The following is a 17,793-nucleotide window of genomic DNA, read 5'->3' on the forward strand; positions in this document are numbered from 1 at the left end:
CATGACATCAAAACAGGTTCGCCCACTTGACGGCATAACTGTTGTTTCCTTAGAGCATGCTATTGCTGCTCCTTTTTGTACGCGCCAACTCGCTGACCTCGGTGCGCGAGTCATCAAAATCGAACGTCCTGGCCTTGGCGATTTTGCTCGTGCCTACGACAAACAAGTCAATGGACTGTGCTCCCATTTTGTTTGGGTCAATCGCTCCAAAGAAAGTCTGACATTAGATCTAAAGCAAGCATCAGCATTAGCAGCGCTCAAAACTTTACTAAAGACAGCCGATGTTTTGGTGCAAAACTTGGCTCCAGGTGCTGCAGCCCGCATGGGCCTTACTGCTGAAGCATTGCAAAAGGAGAATCCACAACTCATTCTGTGTGATATCTCCGGTTACGGTAATGACGGCCCTTACCGCGACAAGAAGGCTTATGACTTGCTGATTCAGAGTGAGGCCGGCTTCTTATCGGTCACTGGTACACCAGAAACGCCAAGTAAATCCGGTAACTCAATTGCCGACATTGCTGCAGGCATGTATGCCTATACCAATATTCTTGCCGCCCTTCTACAAAGAGGCAAAACAGGTAAAGGCTCAGTCATCGATATTTCCATGTTGGAATCATTAAGTGAGTGGATGAGTTTTCCAATGTATTACGCCTTTGATGGCGCGGAGCCACCCCCTCGAAATGGTGCATCACATGCCACCATCTACCCATACGGCCCTTTTAAGGCGGGGGATGGTGGGACTGTCATGTTGGGTCTGCAAAACGAACGTGAGTGGGTGCAGTTCTGTGAAGTTGTGTTGGAAAATGTTGCCCTAGGCAAAGATGAACGCTTCAACCAAAACTTCAAGCGCAATGAAAAGCGTGATGAACTGCTAGCCATTATTGATGCTTGCTTTAGCAAACTCACTACTGAGCAGGTCATTGCCAAATTAGAAGCAGCACAAATTGCAAATGCACGACTAAATGATATGGCTGGACTTTGGAAGCATGATCAACTCAAAGCCCGTAATCGCTGGGTCGATGTCGATACACCGGTAGGTCAGATCCCTGCACTGCTTCCGCCCGGCCTGAACGATAGTTATGAGTATCGAATGGATGCCATTCCAGCCGTGGGCGAGCATACCCACACAATCCTCTCTGAAATTGGTCTCAGTGAAAAGCAAATCCAGGGGATGGCTAAAAGCCAAGCGATTTAAAGTAGCGGCGAAGCCAGGTGCGCTGCATTTTCTAATAAAGTGCGCCACCGCGGCTGATTCGCCCAAGCCTGCGCATCAACAAAATCAGACTGCTTCAAGTAAGAATCAACGAGCACTTCAAGCTTCGCGCAAAAATCTTCGTTGTACACAATCAGACTAATCTCGAAGTTCAAACGCAGGCTACGCTGATCAAAATTCACAGATCCAAAGATTGCAATGCGCTTATCAATCAACATGCTCTTAGTGTGTAAAAGACCGCCACGGAATTCTGCGATATTGACACCAGCACTTAAGAGGTCGCTATAGATGCTGCGACTACTCCAGGCCACCAAAGTAGAGTCATTCAGCTTAGGCACAATTAAAGTGACCTTGACGCCTCGATTGGCTGCAGCCATCATCGCCTGAATCAAACCATCATCAGGTCCAAAATATGGCGTGGTAATGGTGAGCTCCTCTCGCGCATCCATGATTGCCGAAAGTAAAACCTGATACAAAATATCATCGCGATAAACGGGGCCAGAGGCAAATTCTTGAGCCAATGCTCCACCTGCCCGAGTAGTAATTTCAGGGTCCGGATCATTGAACTTCGTGACGCTTGTAGTTGCAACGCTCCAGTCAAAAAGAAAAGTGAGATCAAATTGAGAAACCACTGGCCCCTCAATTCTCACTAAGGCATCAACCCACTCGCCTACCCCAGAATCCTGCTTAAAGGTACGTGGATCAACCATATTCATGCTGCCCGTCCAGGCAACAGCCCCGTCAATCACAAATATTTTTCGGTGAAGGCGAATATCGGCACGACGAAACTGAAAGCGGCCAATTTGAATCGGTAGAGCTTCAGTCACCTGAATTCCAGAATTTCTGAAACGTGCTGGCCACTTTGATTTCAGCCAGTCTTTACTACCCAAGGAATCCAATAAAACTCGGCAGGCGACCCCGCGCTGTGCCGCAGCGATCAATGCTTCTCCAACCCGGTCAGCATCACCTCCTAAGGCCCAGATGTAGAACTCAAGATGTAAACTTTTCTTGGCACCATTAATGGCATCAATAAACTTTTGCAAAATCTCTAAGGAGTTCGTAAATAACTCAATATGATTGCCCGCTATAGCCGGTGAGCCATTTTTAGATTCAGCTAAAAGACTTAATGCCCTACCCTCTAAAGGCAGCAGTTTACGATCTTCCCGAAACCTTTGGCGCATGTTGCCAGTAATTGCAACATAGTCTTTACTCATACGATCGATTTTCAACATCAGACTTCGCCCCACAGGACGCTCCCCGATCAATACATACAAGGCAACACCAAGCAGGGGTAATAAAATAACAATTAAGAGCCAGGCGAAGGCGACGCCCACTGGCCTTCTCACAGAAATCAGACGAATAAAGAATGTGATAACAATCGCAGCATGGATTGGGGTTAGCCAAAACAAATTGAAGTTAAAAAATTCATCTAGAAAAAAAGCAATCAAATTCATATCAATTCCAATTCTGCAGTAATGCCTAAGTGATCAGATAATTTGAGCCATTCGTGCAAGACATCAACCGAATGGATTTTTAATCCTCGCACATAGATTCTATCCATTGGCAGCATAGGCTTAACACTTGGAAAAGTTTTCGCTGGCGAACCAGTCAGAACTTCAAAGACTTCGCTAAACCCTGCCTCTTTCATGGGTGCGCTAATGCGGTTACGCCAATCATTAAAGTCGCCCGCTACGATCGCCGGTCCATTTTCTGCCAAAACATCTATATACCGAATGATTTCTCCAAGCTGACGCTCCCGCCCACCCTCAAACAATGCTAAGTGAACACAAAAACAGTGGATGGGTTTAGTAGAGCCCTCAATATTAGTCACGCTATGTAATAAACCGCGCTTCTCAAAGCGATATGCGGAGATGTCGTAATTACTGCCCTTATGAAGTGGAAGTTTCGACAGAATGGCATTGCCATGATGTCCATCGGGGTACTCAACATTTTTTCCGTAATGCCAGTGATGCCAAAAATCTTCCGATAGGAAGTGGGTTAACTCGTTAACGGGCCATTGACCAAATCTTCTAACTCTGCCACGGTGCTCTTGTTGTAGCTCCTGCAAAAACAGTAGGTCTGGATGATGCGCCCTCATTTTTTGGCGCAACTGATAAATAGTGGATTGACGATGCAGTGGTGATAGACCTTTATGAACATTCATTGTCATCACGCTAAACCGACCAAGCTGATTTAAGGGTGTCACACTATGCCTGCGCTTGCTGGCGTCTCATGCGCGCCTGATAAATTTCACCCTCAACCAATTCCTGGCACTGCATACACTTATTACAAATAGACGCCTGCTCCCGCAGCTCTTCGATAGAGCTGATGGGATGCACGTCTAGGTACTCGCGTAAATCGAGATCCCAGACCTCATTGCAAAGGCAAATCACCTCAGCCATCGGTAAAAATTTGAAGATTTAGTAGCATTAGGGTCATTTTGCCATCCCCTTGATAGAATCGAGCTCATGCTTATCGCCTTTCAAGACGCCCTCTCACTTCTAGCCCATTTAGATGGCGGCGTAGTGGGGATCGTTTTAGTCTCCCTGCAGGTCAGCCTTACCGCCCTATTCTTCGGAACCCTAATCGGACTCCCGCTAGGCGCCCTCCTTGCGACAGAGGAGTTCAAGTGCAAAAAAGGGATTATCGTCACCTTAAACACCCTTATGGGGGTCCCAACTGTGATTGTTGGTGTAGTGGTCTATCTTCTCTTGTCCCGCACAGGCCCTCTAGGATCATGGGGATGGCTCTTTACCGCCAAGGGTATGATCATCGCCCAAACACTGCTGACAACCCCTTTAATTGCCGCCCTAAGCCGTCAAATACTAGAAGACTCCTGGCGTATCCATAGAGATTCTTTCCTTGCCCTCCACCTGCCACGCCTTTCCTATTTAAAGTGGCTGGTTTGGGATTGCCGCTTTTCACTGAGTATTGCCATTCTGGCTGGTTTAGCAAGGGCCATTTCTGAAGTCGGCGCGGTCATGATCGTTGGCGGAAATATTGACCGCTCTACCCGGACTATGACGACTGCCATTGCCCTGGAAACCAGCAAAGGAGATCTTCCGCTTGCTTTAGCTCTTGGGATGATTCTGCTGTCTATTGTGTTGATGGCCAATCTCTTTACCTTCGCAGTGCGCCAAATTGCAGAGCGTCGCTATGGTTAATCAAGACGAACAATTTAGAAAGTTCATTGAGCTCAAGGATGTGCTCGTCAAGAGTGATGGCAGAACCATCCTCAATATCCCGCATGCTGTCATACCAGCCGATCGGATTACCGCTTGCATTGGCCCGAATGGTGCAGGCAAGACAACCCTACTCAAGCTCCTAGCTGGGTTAATTACTCCAGACTCAGGCACTGTTAGCTATTCGTTTTCTCCCGCAAAGACTGCTTTGGTTTTGCATCACACACCCATGATTAAGGCTTCGGCTCGCACCAATCTCAGCATGGTGATGGATGCAGACCCCAGTATTACGACAGAACAAATCAATGCCATTCTTGAGCAGACTGATTTAACCCGTCTTGCCAATAGTCCTGCGCATAAGCTATCTGCAGGCGAAAGGCAAAAGCTATGTCTTGGTAGAGTCATTCTGCAAAAACCCAATGTCGTGCTACTGGACGAACCTACGGCCAACTTGGATCCCAATACCACCGAGCAGGTGGAGCGCATGATTTGTGAATTTACCAATCAAGGTTTTGAAGTAATTTTTTCTTCTCATCAGCTTGCGCAAGTCCAAAGAATTGCCCAATACATCATCTTCATTGATGATGGGCAGATTAAAGAAAAAGGACCCGTAGGTCCTTTCTTCTCTACCCTTCAAACGCAGGCAGCTAAACGCTACCTACATCAAGAGCTATTGGCTGATTAGTTACTTTGCTGGGGCCGCTGCAGCTGCTACAGGAGCAACAAATGGTGGTGGTGCTACGCAAGCAGCTGGAGCTGCTGTACCAGCAATCTTGAAACGATCAGCCACGCGGTTTTGAGATTGGCAGAGTTGATACGCCCCCACTTTATCCCCATACGCTGCTTTTGCTTTTGCTAAGGTTGCTGCTTCTTGAGCCTCAGGTGTTAAGGGTGGCAAGGCTGAAAATACAGTAGCACTAGCAAATGCGCAGAATGTGAAAGCAATGATTTTTTTCATGGCTTTGTCCTTATTTATTAATCTTGTTGTACCAAATTTCATGATGCTCTTTGGCCCAAGTAGCATCTACATAACCAGTCTTCATGCCGTCAATTGAACCTTGCATGCCAATCGTACCAATGTAGATATGTCCCATAGCCATTGCAGTCATCAATACCGCTCCTGAGCTATGAATGATATTGGCTAACTGCATTGTGCCGCGCCAATACTGAACATCCATAAAGGGCACGATCATATCAAGTACAAAGCCTGATGCGGAGATTGTGAGTCCCAAGAAAACCATGCCGAACCAGAACCAAAACTTTTCACCAAAGTTAAAGAATCCTGCGGGAACATGTTTGCCAGAGAAAATGCCACCAAATGATAGAAGCCATGCCATATCACCCTCTCCAAAGATGTTCTTACGAACAAACAGGAAGAAGAAAATCACGATACTTAAAGTAAATAATGGGCCCGTAAAGTTATGGACACTCTTGCAAAGCATTAAGAATGAGCCGTAAGCCATGCCGCCCATTAAAGGCAAAGCGAAGAATTTGCCGTAGAGAATCAACAAGCCAGTAAACGCAAGCGCTAAAAAGCTGCCGGCCATCGTCCAATGAACCAAGCGATCAAAACCGTTAAAACGTTTAATCTTGACACCTGATACAGGCGCGTGCAATTTGATCGAACCCTTTAAGGTATACATCGCAATGATGCCAAAAAAGGCAAGCGCCAAAAGCCAGCCGCCATATACCGTAATGATTCCATTGCGAATCAAGCGCCATTGCTGACCTGATCTCTGAATCAATACGCCGGCTTGCTTGTCGGGAATGCTTACATAGTTCAACGGATCGCTATTGGCAGACTCCCAAATAGGGCCACTCGCTGGCGCACTGTTTGCCGGTTGCGATTGAGCTTGAGTGCCATTCGGGATGGCACTCAAATTTTTAGGAACATCAACGCCACTTGGTGTTGGGAGTGGATCCATCGGCGCACGTTCTGCCAAACAGACCCCACTTAGGAGACTTAGCGATACGCCAAGAGCCAGAACCCAAGAGCGACTAACACTAGAGAATGATCGATTCATACAAATGTCCTTAAACGTCTTCGTTATCTTTATTGTTGTTTAACTGATCACTTAACGCGTGAATACTCAGACTGATTCTGATTGCGCTTATTAATCGCCTCCGTCCAACTTTCCTGATTGCCTGGTGTCCAACCCTTTGTCATGAAGCCGTTATCAGCTCCCATGTAAGGAGCAACATCGGGACGCTTGGCAACCTTAGCAGCAATCTCAGGAGGCTCAGAGCAAGCTGCCAAGAGCACTCCTGCTACTAAACAGGCTCCGAGGATTTTGAAATTCAATTTCATGATTTCGCTCCTGGGATTTTGTCAGCGGGAGTGGGTGTTGGCGCAGGTGCACCTGAAGGACCATAAGCCGTAGACCAACCAAAAATATTGGATCCAGCATATTTACCATTTGACTCACGAACTGCTACACGCTTGCTATAGATACTTGAAATCACTTCGCTATCGCCACCAATCAAAGCCTTGGTAGAGCACATCTCAGCGCACAAAGGTAACTTACCTTCAGCCAAACGATTGCGACCATACTTCTCAAATTCTGCAACGCTGCCATTTGCTTCTGGGCCACCACTACAGAATGTGCACTTATCCATTTTGCTACGCACACCAAAGGCGCCTTTGCTCAAGAACTGAGGTGCACCAAATGGGCAGGCAAATGAACAGTAGCCACATCCAATGCAAATGTCCTTGTCATGCAAGACCACACCTTCGTCGGTGCGATAAAAGCAATCCACTGGGCACACAGCCATGCATGGTGCGTCTGAGCAGTGCATGCAGGCAACAGAAACGGATTTCTCTTGACCAATCACACCATCATTGACGGTCACCACGCGGCGGCGGTTGACACCCCAAGGCACTTCGTTTTCATTCTTACAGGCAGTGACACAACCATTGCATTCGATGCAACGCTCGGTATCACAAATAAATTTCATTCTTGCCATTGTGTTCTCCTGACCTTATTTTTTAACTTAGGCAAATTTTTCGATTTGGCACATGGTGGTTTTGGTTTCTTGCATCATCGTCACCATGTCGTAACCATAAGTGGTTGCAGTATTAACGGCCTCGCCTAGAACTATAGGCGCTGCACCTTCTGGGTAGTATTTACGCAAGTCAGTACCTTGCCACCAACCAGCAAAGTGGAATGGCACAAAGGCTGTACCTTGATCAACCCTCTCAGTCACTAATGCGCGTACTTTGATTCGAGCTCCGGTTGGAGATTTAACCCAAACGTAATCCCAGTTCTTAATGCCACGTGCCTCAGCTGCTTTGGGATTGATCTCCACAAAGTTTTCTTGCTGCAACTCAGCCAACCATGGGTTAGAACGGGTCTCATCACCACCGCCCTCATACTCGACCAAGCGACCAGAAGTCAGAATGATTGGGAACTTCTCGTACAGCTTCTCATTCAAGTTCTTGTCCTGAACGGTTTTGTACAGGGTTGGCAAGCGCCAGAAATTCTTCTTATCAGCAGCCGTTGGATACTTGCGCATCATTGGCTCATTGGTGCTATACAAAGCTTCACGGTGAATTGGAATGGCGTCTGGGAAGTTCCAAACCACTGCACGTGCCTTAGCATTACCAAATGGATGGCAGCCGTTTTTCATGACAACGCGCTGAATACCGCCAGACAAGTCTGTCTTCCAGTTCTTGCCTTCGGCCAGTTTTTTCTCATCATCAGTGAGTTGATCCCACCAGCCTAGCTTCTTCATAAACACATGATCGAACTCAGGATATCCAGTGGTAATCGCAGAGCCTTTAGAGCACGAACCGTCTTCAGCCAACAAGCTCTTACCTTCTCTCTCAACACCGAAGTTGGCGCGGAAGTTACCACCACCCTCCATCACACTCTTGCTGGTGTCATAAAGGTTAGGCGATCCTGGGTGCTTGATTGCAGCCGTGCCGTAGCAAGGCCAAGGCAAGCCATAGTAGTCACCAGTAGTGTCGTAGCCAGTTACTGGATCAACGCCACCACGAGACTTCAATGTCTTTGGATCAAATGTGGCAACCATTCTCATGTGGGCCTTAAGGCGCTCTGGAGTTTGGCCGGTGTAGCCAATCGTCCAGCAGGAGCGATTAATCTCACGCAAGATATCTTCAATCTGCGGTTCTCTCCACTGCTTACCAGCAAACTTCGAGCTCAGCATCTTGTAGTTAGTAGACAACTCTTGACCAAAACCTAAGCGATCAGCAAATGCTTGCATGAGCACGTGGTCAGGAACAGATTCAAATAATGGATCAATGACTTTCTCACGCCACTGGAGTGAACGGTTGGAAGCTGTTGCAGATCCACTGGTTTCAAACTGGGTAGTCGCTGGCAACAAGTACACGTTGCGGTTTTTATTAACGACATCGCCTTCAGCCGGAGGCATTGCAGCCATGGCTGCTGTTGCGCTTGGATATGGATCAACCACTACCAAGAGATCTAACTTATTCATCGCACGCTTCATATCGAGGCCGCGAGTTTGTGAGTTAGGGGCATGTCCCCAGAAGAACAAACCTTTGACATTGGTTTGCTGGTCGATCATGTCATTCTTCTCGAGCACAGCATCAACCCAACGAGAAACCGTTGTGCCGGATTTCTCCATCATGTCAGGAGCGTAACGACCTTTAATCCACTCGTAGTCAACTCCCCACACGGTAGCGAAGTGCTTCCATGAGCCGGCTGCAAGACCATAGTAGCCTGGCAATGAATCTGGATTAGGCCCTACGTCTGTAGCGCCCTGTACGTTATCGTGACCGCGGAAAATATTCGCACCGCCACCAGACTTACCGATGTTGCCTAAGGCCAATTGCAAGATGCAAGATGCACGAACCATCGCATTACCAATGGTATGTTGTGTTTGACCCATACACCATACCAAGGTGCTTGGACGATTCTGAGCCATAGTCTTAGCAACCTGATAGACCTGAGCTTCAGGCACACCACAAGCTTGTTCTACGTTCGCTGGAGTCCACTTCTCCATCACTTCTTTACGAATTTCATCCATGCCATATACGCGGTCGTTGATGTACTTCTTATCTTCCCAACCGTTATTAAAGATGTGATACAGCACGCCAAAAAGGAATGGAATATCTGTTCCAGAACGAATCCGCACATACTGATCAGATTTGGCTGCAGTACGGGTGTAACGCGGATCAACCACAATCACTTTGCAACCGTTTTCTTTAGCATGCAAAAGACTGAGCATGGATACTGGATGTGCTTCAGCCGCATTAGAGCCAATGTACAAGGCAGCCTTGGCATTCATCATGTCGTTATAGCTATTGGTCATCGCACCATAGCCCCAGGTGTTTGCAACACCGGCAACCGTTGTGGAGTGGCAAATACGCGCCTGATGGTCTGTATTGTTGGTTCCAAAGAATGAAACCCACTTACGTAATAAATAAGCTTGCTCGTTATTGTGCTTAGAAGAACCAATAAAGAACAAGGAATCAGGACTGTACTTCGTGCGGAGATCTTTCATCTGCGCAGTAATTTCGGTTAAAGCCTGATCCCAAGAAATTCTTTCGTACTTGCCGTCTACCAACTTCATTGGATAACGTAAGCGGAAGTCGCCGTGACCATGCTCTCGCAGTGCTGCACCTTTAGCGCAATGTGCGCCTAAGTTAATTGGGGAATCAAATACGGGGTCTTGACGCACCCATACGCCATTCTCAACTGTGGCATCAACCGCGCAACCTACTGAGCAGTGGGTGCAAATCGATCTTTTAACCTCAATCTTGCCCTTACCATCCAACATGGCCTTGCTTGGCTCGGCTACCGCTTTTTGTACCAAGCTTAATTGGCTAGCGGCAATACCGGCTCCTACGCCCACTCCTGATCGCTTGAGGAATGTACGACGATCCATCGTCGGCACCGCAGCTTTAAGTCCACGCGATAGGCTGCCGATGAGGCGGGAGCTAGGGGCTGAACGACTGCTTGGTGGGGTATTGGATTTACGAGTCAGACTCATATGTTGTCCCTGAGAAAGATTTTTATATTTTTAAAAAACGATTGATTAAAGCAAAGTGGTTTCGTAATACTTGCGAACATGTTCGGATAACTGGTAACCATCGTCTTTACCTTTGACGCTGCTGCCAATCTCTTGGATGACCGCTTTACCAATAGTGGTTTGTGATGCCACTGCCACAGCGCCAACAGCTGCGCTTGCACCGATAAAAAATTTACGGCGAGACGGCTTATTGTCTTCAATAGTTGCAGTTGTAGATTTAGTGCTCATTGCTTGCTCCTATTTGATTATTCTTGATCTCCGTCAAGTGTAAATGGAAATAGCACTTTTGACACATCTTTGAAACATTTCTTAGTTAAGGCAAAGTATGTTGCGACGCAACATCAAATCATGTCAAAGCTCTGTCCTTCAATTGCCAGGAATTCCCTAGTGAGAGCGGCCACGGGATGGTACAGATGCATCTCAGGAATGCCTTCAATTGCATCGCACAACTCGTCATACCAAGGACGAATATGGTCATTGAAAAAAACCCTTTGATTAGTAAGGTTAGAGATCTCCACATCATCCCCGGCGATGAGGTAACGCATTACTTCACACAGTGCAGAAATATGATCCTCCGTCTCAGTCACCTCTTCAGCCGCCTCTAGACCAAAAGCCTCCAAGGCACGACGGATTTCGACTAGTGGACGCTCATTTAAATGGCCTGCCATATAAAAAGAGCCATTGAGAACAATATTCGGGCGCCCCACACTGATGAAGTTCAAGTCAAATTCATCGTGCCAAGCTTTTGCCGTATTGGATTTGGCCACTTCAACAACGCTATGCCAAACCTTGGATAAGGGGGCATCATCCGCCTGGCTTTCTTGACCCTCTGGAATGGATGCAGTAATTAAATTCAGGAGGTCTTGATCTGGTGGTTGATGAAAGAGTCGAGCGATCAAGCCATATAAGTCAGCTCTAGCAAGATCTTCTGGCAAGCCTACGTCACCCACTTCGGTAGAGGCATTTTCTTTTGCTTGTTCACTCATGTTTCTTTTTTCACCATATCCACTACCCGACAATCACTACACATTTTGAGTCTTTCCATCGCAGCGCCAGCAAAAGCGCCGTGCGCACCCAACTTAGCCAACATCAGATCTACCATTTTCATGGTGCCAAAGGGCTTGCCGCAACTAATGCAATGGAAGGCTTGGGTCTCATTGAGATCCACTCTTTGTTTACGCTGTTCAACAGTCAATAATCTCGGACTTAAGGTAAGCGCTTGTTCTGGACATGTCTGCACACAAATCCCGCACTGAACACATTGCTTTTCAATAAACGATAGTTTGGGTTCTTCGGGGTTATCCAATAACGCACCTTCTGGACAACTGCCAACGCAAGACATACAAAGAGTACAGGCCTCTTTATTAATATTCAGCCCGCCCAAGAGTGAGGACTTCGGCAATACAACACCCTCGATCGGAATAGGTGTCTTAGCCTGCTTTTGTAGATGCTCTAAAACAGCTTCAAGAGTCTCTCGCTTTTGATTGCTCAATCCAAAAGTTGCTGGAGTACACGCCGATGGCAAGGAGCCACGCTGACGTAATTTACCCATAGCGAGCGAAACTGGCGCAAGGTCATCAGCAGCGCTAGCTTGGATCAACTGAATGCGGGCGTCAAATCCATAAGCCTTCAAAATGGCATTGGCTAAAGCGCTTTGGGTTTCTAATGCCTCACGATAGGCCGGATCCTCGTCACCACTCAAAAGCAAGATCACTTCACCAAAGCCGTAGCTCAGAGCACCTAGCCAAAGATCCAAGCCAGTAGAAGCAATATGCTCAATGCCATAAGGCAAAACAAAGGAAGGTAAGCCTTCAAACTGCTTAGACCGCAAATGTGCTGAGCGGCCCAGCAGATCAATCAACTTTGTACCAGCCTTAAGGGAATGCAGCAACAAACTCGGTGCAACTGTTTGCTTCGCTTTAATGCTTTCTGCGCCAAATACATTGGCCAGTAGTTTGATTTCTTTGCCTTGGTGTTCAACGCTTGGGTAGTTGTAGCGCATTGCGCCAGACGGACAAACCATAGAACAGGCGCCGCAACCCATGCAAAGATTGGGGTTGACTTCAACTGTGCCCTGCCCGCTCTTAAACAAGGATGTGATGGCACCAGTAGAGCAAACATCAATACACGCATTGCAACCGACTTTGCCGTTACGCCCATGGGCGCAAACTTTCTCGTTATAGGAAAAGTATTTAGGCTTTTCAAACTCGCCGATTAATTCGAGCAATTGATTGGCGACAAGCGCTTGCTCAAATGGATCCTTCCCTGGCGCGAAATATCCCTGAGGCGTCTGACTCATCCGCATCATGGGATCAACGCGTAAATCCATGATTAAATCAAATTCTGAATTACGCTGACGCTCAACCCGATCAAACTGTATAGCGCCAATGCTTGCGCAAGCGGTTACACAAGCACGATGCGATTTACACTTATCCAAATTAATCTGAAATGCATCGTCAATTGCATTTTCTGGACAAACATCCACACATGCGCCACAACGCGTACACATCTCTGGATCAATCGGATTCTGTAAATCCCAGTCGACTGAGAAATGACCGAGATAGCCATCGAGCCTGGTAACGCTTCCGGTATAGACGGGGAAATTTCTGGCAATTGGTAAAGCGCTAGGCTCGGTACATAAAACCGAGACATCCAATGAGTCACTCAGTTTTTCCGCCCAAGGTAAAGCCTGTGTCCCAGGCCCAACAATCAGCAATCTTCCCAGACTTTCGTAATTCACCACAGGCACTGGATCGGCCTCAGGCATTTCTGCTAGAGCAAGTAGAGCGGCAATCTTAGGGCCGGATGTTTTGGCCTCTTGGGACCAGCCAGCAACTTCGCGAATATTCACAAAGCGCAATGGCGCTACCAATGGCTTTTCGGTTTGGGCGGCTAACTCATTAAATAAGGCGCCCTCTTGGGTACAAGCAACGACCAGTGAATCATCGCCATCCAACGCCTTCAGAAAAGAGCCCACCTCTTGTCGACACAAAGAGGTATGCATCGTGACGCCTAAGGCCTTTGCATCTAAAGGCATGGTGCCGTTGCAGTTACAGACTAATTTTTGGCTCATGAATCATTTTCTTAACTATTTTTCTTGTCCGAAGGAGTGCTGTCTGAGGAAATCCCACCTAGATCAGCACTTGAATGTGTGGATGTTAAATCAACTTTCTCACTAGATAGCAAAGGCTTCCCACTATCCTCAGAGGGAGTGGCAGCAAGCTGCTTTTCATCTTCCTCCGTACTGCCGTCATCCCTGCGGAAAATATTGAGCATATCTGACTGCACCATGCGCTTGAGCATTTCCAAAGGAATGGGGTCAGGCTTAGAGTAATCATCAATATAAATATCCAAGCCATCCATCACATTGAAATGGGGATCTGAAAACATCTTTTTCAGGGCGGCTTGCTGAACACTGGGATCCACCCCGGGCTTCATAAAAGCAGAAAAGTCGGGAGCAAAGCGATCAATCTTCTCAACATCTTCTAGGGTGACAGGCGCCGGAAGGTCTTGCTCCTGAGATAGCGTATTGGGTTCTACGACTTCTGTCTGCTTGACTAAATCTACTGGTTTTTTTTCTGGCTCTACTTGTTCACCTGCTTTACGGCGTGACCAGCGATTCAGAAAGCCCCCAGCCATTATTTTTCCACCGGGCGATCGGCGCCCTTAAATGATTCAGGGCGGTGACGCTTCTTAGGCTCGGGATGGTAATGCTCATTCACATACTCTTGCAACCAAGAAGCATGCTCAACTGTCATCGGAATGTTATCTACCGATTCACCGCCATCTAATAAGCGCCCTGCCTCGTTATAACTGACTGACAGGCGGTGAGGTACAGCGGTAGTGGTTTCTGATTTAGCGAGCGCTATAGATTGCCCATCTATATAGCGCTCAATATCTTCTTCTAAACGCCACATCACAAACCAACATGGTTGAGTGGCGGATAAATTGAGGTAGTAGCCTTCGACTTCATCCGGAAATAAATTGAGTTCATATCCCGTAAAGAGCCAAGACTCGCCACCATCATCGCGCCCTAGAAACTGCCCAGAAATCTGATTGTGATGTTTTGTAGTGGCTGCAAATTGACCAAAATCAGGCAACACCTCTTGCGGCACCCATTTAAATGAAATCCATGGGTTGTCGATGTTCTGTTTACGCATCACTACCGCAAAGCGCATAAATCCTCAGGTGTTCTGAACGACGATGTTAGGAAACTTGCTACTCATATCTTTTGAGAGAGTAGCAACTCGAATTGCAACCTGTCTAGCAATATTTTTATAGATGGCACTAATCGCGCCATCAGGGTCGGCAGCTACGGTAGGTCGCCCTGCATCGGCCTGCTCACGAATGGAAAGATTTAATGGCAAAGCGCCCAAGAAATCAGTCCCATACTCTTTGCACATCTTTTCGCCGCCGCCAGTGCCAAAAATATGCTCTTCATGATTACATTTTGGGCAGACGTAAGTACTCATATTCTCAATAATGCCAATGATCGGTACGCCAACCTTCTCAAACATCTTGAGGCCTTTACGTGCATCTAGCAAGGCGATGTCCTGAGGAGTGGTGACAATCACAGCGCCAGTAACGGGTACCTTTTGTGCAAGTGTTAACTGAATATCGCCTGTACCTGGAGGCATATCAACAATCAGATAGTCCAAATCACGCCAACGTGTTTGGCGAAGTAATTGCTCTAAAGCAGAAGTAACCATTGGGCCACGCCACACCATGGGTGCATCTTCTTCGATCAAAAAACCAATAGAACTTGCTTGCAAGCCATGACCTTCCATAGGCTCAATCGTGTTTTCTTCAATCGATTCTGGTCTACCAGTAATACCAAGCATCATCGGCTGACTTGGTCCATAGATATCAGCATCCAAAATACCCACTTGGGCGCCTTCTGCAGCCAAAGCCAATGCTAGATTGACGGCAGTAGTTGATTTACCCACACCACCCTTCCCACTAGCGACAGCGATAATATTTTTAACGCCTGGTAACAGCTTCACGCCACGCTGAACCGCATGCGAAACAATTTGACTGTTGACATTGACGCTGACATTTTTTACATCAGGCAAATTACGTAACACGTTAATAACCGATTTACGGATTGCTTCGAACTGACTTTTTGCGGGATACCCCAGGGAAATATCTAAGGAGATATCACCACCTTCAACGCGTAAATTTTTAACAGTCTTTGCTGTTACAAAATCCACTTGTGTGTTTGGGTCAACGAGACCTTTTAACGCCGCCTGTACAACTTCAATAGTGACTGCCACTACATTCTCCTAAGAATAGCCATGTCCTCATTGGACATCTTGATGCATCGATTTGTGAATTATTGCGAATTTTTGAATAGTGGGTAGATTAACCGCACAAGGGATTCTTTGCAGAAAAGTCAGGACTTACAGGGCAAATGGCTGGATTTAGAAGATCCAGAGACTTAAGTAATAAACCGCCATCGACATCAGCGCAGTGGCTGGGATAGTAAAGATCCAAGCCCAGACGATGTTGCCAGCCACACCCCAACGAACTGCACTGGCACGCCGCGTTGAACCAACACCAACAATAGCCCCAGTAATTGTGTGGGTAGTCGATACAGGAACGCCAAGGGCTGTTGCAGCAAATAGAGTAATTGCCCCACCCGTCTCCGCACAAAAGCCGCCTACCGGTTTGAGCTTTGTCAGCTTTTGACCCATGGTTTTAACGATTCGCCAACCACCAAACATCGTACCCATGGCAATAGCGATATAGCAACCAATAATGGTCCACGTTGGCGGCATGCTAGCACCAGCTTCAGCGTAGCCAGTAATAATCAACAAGAGCCAAATAATGCCGATGGTTTTTTGCGCGTCATTACCGCCATGGCCCAAGCTATAAGCACTGGCTGATACTAATTGCAAACGACGGAACCAGCGATCTGTTTTTGCTACGTTGTTGTTTCTGCAAACCCAAGCCACCAACAACATCATCAGAGAGCCAAGCAAGAAGCCAACAAACGGTGAAATAAAAATAAAGGCTACTGTCTTAATAATGCCGGACCAAACTAAGCCTGCAAAACCAGCCTTAGGAATTGTGGCGCCAACCAATCCCCCAATCAAAGCATGAGATGAGCTAGAGGGAATGCCGTAATACCAAGTCAGGATATTCCAAATGATCGCGCCGACTAAAGCACCAAAGATCACATGCAAATCCACCGATGATGGGTGAACAATTCCCTTGCCAACGGTCGCCGCAACGCTCAAATGGAAAATAAAAATCGCGAGGAAGTTAAAGAATGCAGCAAAAATAACTGCTTGCTGGGGTTTCAAGACGCCAGTAGAAACTACTGTGGCAATAGAGTTTGCCGCATCATGAAAGCCGTTCATGAAATCAAAGGCTAACGCTAGCGCTACCAAGAGCGCTACCACCCAAAAAGCTGCTTGTATCGAAGGCAAGTTAATCGGCCTTAAGAGTTCTCAAGAACGATGCCTTCAACCAAATTGGCAACGTCTTCACATTTATCAGTCACTTCTTCAAGCAACTCATAAATGCGCTGCAATTTAATGAGCTCACGTACTTCAGTCTCTTCGCGGAACAATCTGGTAATCGCAGTTGAAAGCAGTCGATCTGCACCAGACTCTAGATGGTCAATCTCATCACAAGTCTTTAGGGCTGCTTTTGCTACCTCAGGATCAGAAATGTCTTTGAGGGTGCCAACTGCATTTTTCAGGCAGATACAGCATTGATTGCATAACTGAGCCATATGCAACATTTCTTCCGTCATTTGCTTGACGTTATAGAGATGCATTGCCTCAGTGCCATTTTGAATCAAATCTGCTACGTCATCCATGGTGTTAATCAAGGAGAAAATTTGATCACGATCGATGGGTGTAATAAAGGTCTTGTGCAAGCGACGATGCACTTCTTTCACAATATCATCACAAGCGTGCTCTGCTTTGTCTATTTCCTGGGTGTACTTCGCACGCAGAGCATCATCGTTGTAATGCTCAATGAACTTCAGAAAAGATTCGGATGCGGCGACAATTTGCTCGGCATGCTGATTGAATAATGCAAAAAAGTTACCATCGTGAGGCATTAGCTTACTGAAGAACATAAATCACGATCCTTTGGGAACAAAAACTACGGGTTTTGTTAGGTTTGATGAGATTCTAAACAAAGCTTAGCTAGAGACTGGAAAACCCGCATCTGTTATGAGTTGACCGGCAATCTCAGAGCTTAAGCTGGTTTCTAATTCAACTGTTTGTGCAGCCAAGTCTGCGAAGACCTGAGCCTGAGGGTCCTGAGCCTGAATTGCACGGGTAACGGCATTAATACAGCCCCCACAGGTCATTCCAGATACTTTCAAGCTGATCATGGCAGATCCCCCTTCGATTTTGGTCAAGTAAT

Annotated in this window: 19 protein-coding genes; 3 read left to right on the forward strand and 16 right to left on the reverse strand. The window is 47.0% G+C overall.

All coding sequences use genetic code 11. The annotated features are described in order from the left end of the window. Position 1: 1 nt before the first annotated feature. A complete protein-coding gene (locus ICN49_RS10555) occupies positions 2 to 1,195 on the forward strand; it encodes a CaiB/BaiF CoA transferase family protein (protein WP_216168034.1) in 1,194 nt (397 codons plus the stop codon). Here ICN49_RS10555 and cls read toward each other — a convergent pair. Further along, positions 1,192 to 2,667 carry a cardiolipin synthase gene (gene cls / locus ICN49_RS10560; RefSeq protein WP_216168035.1) on the reverse strand — a complete coding sequence of 492 codons (1,476 nt, stop codon included), beginning with the start codon at positions 2,665 to 2,667 and terminating at the stop codon, positions 1,192 to 1,194. The genes ICN49_RS10555 and cls overlap by 4 nt on opposite strands. Then, entirely contained in the window at positions 2,664 to 3,377 is a 714-nt protein-coding gene (locus ICN49_RS10565) for an endonuclease/exonuclease/phosphatase family protein (RefSeq protein WP_255535512.1), read from the reverse strand. The genes cls and ICN49_RS10565 overlap by 4 nt, the downstream gene beginning before the upstream one ends. Positions 3,378 to 3,681: 304 nt before the next feature. Between ICN49_RS10565 and ICN49_RS10570 the strand changes: the two genes are divergently transcribed. Then, entirely contained in the window at positions 3,682 to 4,377 is a 696-nt protein-coding gene (locus ICN49_RS10570; RefSeq protein WP_216168036.1) for an ABC transporter permease, read from the forward strand. Next, the gene (locus ICN49_RS10575; RefSeq protein WP_216168037.1) at positions 4,370 to 5,080 is read left to right on the forward strand and encodes an ATP-binding cassette domain-containing protein; all 711 of its coding nucleotides are present in this window, start codon (positions 4,370 to 4,372) and stop codon (positions 5,078 to 5,080) included. Before ICN49_RS10570 ends, ICN49_RS10575 begins: the two co-directional genes overlap by 8 nt. Here the strand turns inward: ICN49_RS10575 and ICN49_RS10580 are convergent, their stop codons facing one another. From ICN49_RS10580 to ICN49_RS10645, 14 genes are all read right to left on the reverse strand, one after another. Beyond that, positions 5,081 to 5,353 (reverse strand): hypothetical protein, encoded by a 273-nt coding sequence (locus ICN49_RS10580; protein ID WP_216168038.1) that lies wholly within the window; start codon positions 5,351 to 5,353, stop codon positions 5,081 to 5,083. Positions 5,354 to 5,363: 10 nt separating this feature from the next. Further along, positions 5,364 to 6,419: a formate dehydrogenase subunit gamma gene (locus ICN49_RS10585; protein ID WP_216168039.1), complete on the reverse strand. Its 1,056-nt coding sequence runs from the start codon at positions 6,417 to 6,419 to the stop codon at positions 5,364 to 5,366. A gap of 47 nt (positions 6,420 to 6,466) precedes the next feature. Next, a complete protein-coding gene (locus ICN49_RS10590) occupies positions 6,467 to 6,703 on the reverse strand; it encodes a hypothetical protein (RefSeq protein ID WP_216168040.1) in 237 nt (78 codons plus the stop codon). Further along, positions 6,700 to 7,359 carry a formate dehydrogenase FDH3 subunit beta gene (fdh3B, locus tag ICN49_RS10595; RefSeq protein WP_216168041.1) on the reverse strand — a complete coding sequence of 220 codons (660 nt, stop codon included), beginning with the start codon at positions 7,357 to 7,359 and terminating at the stop codon, positions 6,700 to 6,702. The genes ICN49_RS10590 and fdh3B overlap by 4 nt, the downstream gene beginning before the upstream one ends. A gap of 27 nt (positions 7,360 to 7,386) precedes the next feature. Further along, positions 7,387 to 10,371 (reverse strand): formate dehydrogenase subunit alpha, encoded by a 2,985-nt coding sequence (locus ICN49_RS10600; RefSeq protein ID WP_216168042.1) that lies wholly within the window; start codon positions 10,369 to 10,371, stop codon positions 7,387 to 7,389. A gap of 45 nt (positions 10,372 to 10,416) precedes the next feature. Continuing rightward, positions 10,417 to 10,638 carry a formate dehydrogenase gene (locus ICN49_RS10605; protein ID WP_216861202.1) on the reverse strand — a complete coding sequence of 74 codons (222 nt, stop codon included), beginning with the start codon at positions 10,636 to 10,638 and terminating at the stop codon, positions 10,417 to 10,419. A 113-nt stretch (positions 10,639 to 10,751) separates the two neighbouring features. Further along, entirely contained in the window at positions 10,752 to 11,396 is a 645-nt protein-coding gene (locus ICN49_RS10610; protein ID WP_216168043.1) for a TorD/DmsD family molecular chaperone, read from the reverse strand. Next, complete coding sequence (locus ICN49_RS10615) at positions 11,393 to 13,483, reverse strand: 4Fe-4S binding protein (RefSeq protein ID WP_216168044.1); 2,091 nt, start codon at positions 13,481 to 13,483, stop codon at positions 11,393 to 11,395. Before ICN49_RS10615 ends, ICN49_RS10610 begins: the two co-directional genes overlap by 4 nt. Before the next feature lie 11 nt (positions 13,484 to 13,494). After that, positions 13,495 to 14,049, reverse strand: a complete 555-nt coding sequence (locus ICN49_RS10620; protein WP_216168045.1) for a DUF3306 domain-containing protein — start codon at positions 14,047 to 14,049, stop codon at positions 13,495 to 13,497. Beyond that, entirely contained in the window at positions 14,049 to 14,588 is a 540-nt protein-coding gene (locus tag ICN49_RS10625) for a DUF3305 domain-containing protein (RefSeq protein WP_216168046.1), read from the reverse strand. The genes ICN49_RS10620 and ICN49_RS10625 overlap by 1 nt, the downstream gene beginning before the upstream one ends. A 6-nt stretch (positions 14,589 to 14,594) precedes the next feature. Next, a complete protein-coding gene (gene apbC / locus ICN49_RS10630) occupies positions 14,595 to 15,683 on the reverse strand; it encodes an iron-sulfur cluster carrier protein ApbC (protein ID WP_216168047.1) in 1,089 nt (362 codons plus the stop codon). A 147-nt stretch (positions 15,684 to 15,830) separates the two neighbouring features. Continuing rightward, positions 15,831 to 16,841, reverse strand: a complete 1,011-nt coding sequence (locus ICN49_RS10635) for an inorganic phosphate transporter (protein ID WP_216168048.1) — start codon at positions 16,839 to 16,841, stop codon at positions 15,831 to 15,833. Positions 16,842 to 16,852: 11 nt separating this feature from the next. Further along, positions 16,853 to 17,500, reverse strand: a complete 648-nt coding sequence (locus ICN49_RS10640) for a DUF47 domain-containing protein (RefSeq protein ID WP_216168049.1) — start codon at positions 17,498 to 17,500, stop codon at positions 16,853 to 16,855. Positions 17,501 to 17,566: 66 nt separating this feature from the next. After that, positions 17,567 to 17,761, reverse strand: coding sequence for a heavy-metal-associated domain-containing protein (locus tag ICN49_RS10645; RefSeq protein ID WP_216168050.1), 195 nt, complete (start codon positions 17,759 to 17,761; stop codon positions 17,567 to 17,569). Positions 17,762 to 17,793: the final 32 nt, after the last annotated feature.

The sequence above is a fragment of the Polynucleobacter finlandensis genome, from assembly GCF_018881755.1.
In the GTDB taxonomy this organism is placed as follows: domain Bacteria; phylum Pseudomonadota; class Gammaproteobacteria; order Burkholderiales; family Burkholderiaceae; genus Polynucleobacter; species Polynucleobacter finlandensis.